Consider the following 3,845-nt stretch of genomic DNA (forward strand, 5'->3'; position numbering starts at 1 on the left):
CATTATTAAAGGAGATAACAAATCTGTTAAAAGGATTTACATTGACGAACTTTTGCTATTCAATAAAGGATCTACACACTTCCGAGTCGACAATATAAATGATACAAGCAATAAAGAATTATTTAAAAATAACCACAGAATAATAATGTAACTATTTGTTAGTTTCTATTCAAAATAACAAGAGACGATCCAAAACATATTCTATGATTAAAGACCCAAACAAGGCTTACAATAAGTAAATGAATAATATCTGTATTGTTGTCCCATGCTATAACGAGGCGAATCGACTCCCTGCTAATGAGTTTTCGCAATATATCGGAAGTAATCCGAATGTAACATTTTGCTTTGTAAACGATGGAAGCTCGGACAATACAATAGAAGTTCTTAACGCACTTAAATCGCAATACGTAAATAATGTTAAAGTCTACGATATTGACAAAAATTCGGGAAAGGCAGAGGCTGTTCGAAGAGGCATGCTTCATGCTCTTAGTTTAGGAGATTTTGCCAACATTGGATTTTTCGACGCAGACTTGGCAACCCCATTATCAGAAATAAATTACCTCCTTGGGTTTAAAAATAAAGAGAACGAGGCTGCAATAATTATGGGCTGCAGATTGAAGCGACTTGGCGCTAACATCGAACGAAAGCTTAGTCGCCATTATATAGGTCGTGTTTTTGCAACAGGAGCAAGTTTAATAACGCAGTTACCTGTTTACGATAGCCAATGTGGTGCTAAATTTTTCCGCACAGATATTGTCGAAACATTATTCGGAAAGAAGTTTATTACAAAGTGGGTTTTTGATGTGGAGATTCTTATTCGGGCACGAAACCACTTTGGGAAATATGAAATATATAATCAAGTTATTGAAGCACCTCTAAATTCTTGGGAAGATGTTAAAGGGTCAAAACTCTCAATAGGCCAAATGTTTGGCGTCCCAATTCAAATGCTTAAAATCCATTTCCATTACAACTAGACAATACTAAGGATGGTGAAAACTAGAAAATTTGATATTCGATAAATATATTTAAATACTTAATTTTGCAATTAGCAAATTGAACTAAAGATGGCATCTAACAAGTCGTTATATTTTCTAATTATAAGTTTCATCGTAGTTATTATCGTGATGGAGTTTGGTGGGGTAGAATTTTGGAATATCAGTGAATCTGTTGTAGAAGCCCCTGTGGTGAAGGGTGAATTAAAGGCAAGAGAAGAAATCAACTTCAAATCAGAACTAAATTTCAGAGACAAAAAAAACAGTTCTTTCAAATACATCGATAACGACCAATGCGAGGACCCAGTAGCAATTGCACTTGATAAAAGAGTAATTTATGGTCCTTCGTTTAACATACTTTATTCAAAATCTGTTGACCTAAACCAAATTGACAACGTTGAACTTAGTGCATGCTTTAAACAGCTAGATAACACGTTAGAAAAGGCATCATTTGTTATATCTATCACAAACGAAAACGATGAACACGTTTTCTGGGAAAACTATACATTGATTAATCTTGAATTGAATAAATGGAAAACTACAGTATGTCAATTTGAACCTAAAGACATTGCTGTTGGCGCAGAATACAAGCTAAACTGTTTTATTTGGAATCAAGGTAAAGAGCGCTTCCTAGTAGATAATTTCAAAATCAATGTTACCTCGAAATAAGACAACCTACTCAATAATAGTGTAATTTACATCCACCACGTTACCCTCTTCATTTTCATCATCCTCTTCATCTTCCCAATCGTATCTATCATCTTTGGGACCAGAATGCCTGTAGAAAAATGCCATTATTACGCCCACTACTCCCCCTAGTAAGTGTGATTCCCAAGATACTTGCGGCTTGATGGGTAATATCCCCCAGATTAAACTCCCATATAGAAAAACGACCATCATTGAGATAGAAAGCAAGCGAATATTCTTTCGAATAACGCCACTTACAAAAAGAAAGGCCGTCATGGAGTATATCAAACCACTAGCTCCAATGTGATACGACATTCTTGATCCGGCCCACACCCAAACCCCTGTAATTAAGTACGATAGAACAAAAACACGCAATGCCACTTTGCTGTAAAAGAAATACAATGCCGTCCCAAGAACCAATAACGGCAAAGAGTTATTTATTAAGTGATCGTAGTCGCCATGAACTAATGGACCAGTCAATATCCCCTTAAGGCCGGATATCGTTCTAGGCCGAATACCATATGAAGCGAAGGATAACCCGTTGGTTTCTTCTTGATATTTTATCAGCCATAATATGGCCACAAATAACGAGGAAGAGAAAAATCCTATATACGCTCTAACATTCCCTTTACTATCCACGGTTAAAATATATCTGTGTTGATAAATATGTTTAAAAGTAACACCATTTTAAAGACATCTCAAGTAAGTGATTTGTAATTTTAAAAGAAATAAAACGAGAATGTTTCGCACTCATAATCAGGCACAAATCAAATGAATATCACATATTACGGTCACTCTTCATTTGAGATAGAGACATCAAAAGCCAAGATTCTTTTTGATCCTTTCATCAGCCCGAACGAATTAGCCTCTTCTGTAGATATTGAATCGATAAAAGCGGATTATATTTTAGTTACTCATGGCCATGAAGACCATGTAGCCGACGTGATATCTATTGGTAAAAGAAATTCTTCGAAAGTAATTTCAAACTTCGAGATCGTTTCTTGGTTTGAATCACAAGGGTTAGAAGGCGGCCACCCTATGAATCACGGAGGAAATTGGGAGTTTGATTTTGGCAAAGTGAAATATGTTAACGCTGTACATTCTAGCGTTTTACCTGACGGAACATACGGTGGTAATCCTGGAGGGTTTGTAATAAAAAGCGATAATAAATCTTTTTATTACGCTGGTGATACAGCACTTACATACGACATGAAACTATTGGGCGAATATGATCAAATCGATTTCGCTTTTCTTCCTATCGGAGATAATTTTACTATGGATATTAATGATGCTCTTATCGCTACTGATTTTATTAAGTGCGATAAAATCATAGGAATGCATTATGACACATTTGGTTTTATTAAAATCGAAAAAGAAGAAGCTATTTCCTTGTTTAAGGAAAAAGGTAAGGAGTTAATACTGATGAACGTCAACGAAACAATAACAGTTTAAAGTTATGGGGAAAATAATAGCAATTGCAAATCAAAAAGGCGGAGTAGGTAAAACCACAACAGCGATTAACCTTGCTGCAAGTCTTGCTGTACTTGAGTTTAAAACATTACTTGTAGATGCAGACCCACAAGCTAATTCTACGTCTGGAGTTGGTTTCGATCCTAGAAATATTAAAACTGGTGTTTATGAATGTCTTGTAGATGACACTGATCCAAGCAGTTCTGTTCTACACACTGAGACACCAAACCTAGATTTACTTCCATCACACATCGATTTAGTAGCAGCAGAATTAGAGATGATTGACTTGCCAAATAGAGAATACATGATGAAAAAATCTTTCGAGAAAATTAAATCTGAATATGATTTTATAATTATCGATTGTGCCCCTTCACTTGGTTTAATTACTGTTAATGCACTTACTACAGCAGACTCGGTTCTAATACCGATTCAATGCGAATACTTTGCTCTAGAGGGATTAGGCAAGTTATTGAATACTGTTAAAATTATTCAAACAAGACTAAATCCAGATTTAGATATCGAAGGAATTCTGCTAACTATGTTTGATGTAAGATTAAAATTATCTAAAATGGTAGCAGAGGATGTTAAAACACATTTCCAACAAATCGTATTTGACACAATCATTCAGCGTAATACCAGATTAGGGGAAGCACCAAGTCATGGTAAAACAATTATTATGCATGATGCTGCATCTAA

The 3,845-nt window shown here is 35.3% G+C and carries 5 protein-coding genes; 4 read left to right on the forward strand and 1 reads right to left on the reverse strand.

Annotated features, from left to right (window positions below; translation table 11 throughout):
• Positions 1-239: 239 nt before the first annotated feature.
• Positions 240-974, forward strand: coding sequence for a glycosyltransferase family 2 protein (locus HRT72_03865; protein ID NQY66843.1), 735 nt, complete (start codon positions 240-242; stop codon positions 972-974).
• A 90-nt stretch (positions 975-1,064) separates the two neighbouring features.
• Complete coding sequence (locus tag HRT72_03870) at positions 1,065-1,661, forward strand: hypothetical protein (protein NQY66844.1); 597 nt, start codon at positions 1,065-1,067, stop codon at positions 1,659-1,661.
• A gap of 6 nt (positions 1,662-1,667) precedes the next feature.
• Here the strand turns inward: HRT72_03870 and HRT72_03875 are convergent, their stop codons facing one another.
• Positions 1,668-2,318: a rhomboid family intramembrane serine protease gene (locus HRT72_03875; GenBank protein ID NQY66845.1), complete on the reverse strand. Its 651-nt coding sequence runs from the start codon at positions 2,316-2,318 to the stop codon at positions 1,668-1,670.
• Positions 2,319-2,450: 132 nt separating this feature from the next.
• Between HRT72_03875 and HRT72_03880 the strand changes: the two genes are divergently transcribed.
• Positions 2,451-3,131, forward strand: a complete 681-nt coding sequence (locus HRT72_03880; GenBank protein ID NQY66846.1) for a metal-dependent hydrolase — start codon at positions 2,451-2,453, stop codon at positions 3,129-3,131.
• A gap of 4 nt (positions 3,132-3,135) precedes the next feature.
• Positions 3,136-3,845, forward strand: a 710-nt coding sequence (locus HRT72_03885; GenBank protein NQY66847.1) for a ParA family protein, incomplete at its 3' end; no start/stop codon positions are given.

Source organism: Flavobacteriales bacterium (assembly GCA_013214975.1).
Classification (GTDB): Bacteria; Bacteroidota; Bacteroidia; order DT-38; family DT-38; genus DT-38.

Coding starts and splice junctions, on each gene's coding strand:
- HRT72_03880 (NQY66846.1), top strand. CDS start 2,451: ATGAATATCACATATTACGGTCACTCTTCATTTGAGATAGAGACATCA.
- HRT72_03865 (NQY66843.1), top strand. CDS start 240: ATGAATAATATCTGTATTGTTGTCCCATGCTATAACGAGGCGAATCGA.
- HRT72_03870 (NQY66844.1), top strand. CDS start 1,065: ATGGCATCTAACAAGTCGTTATATTTTCTAATTATAAGTTTCATCGTA.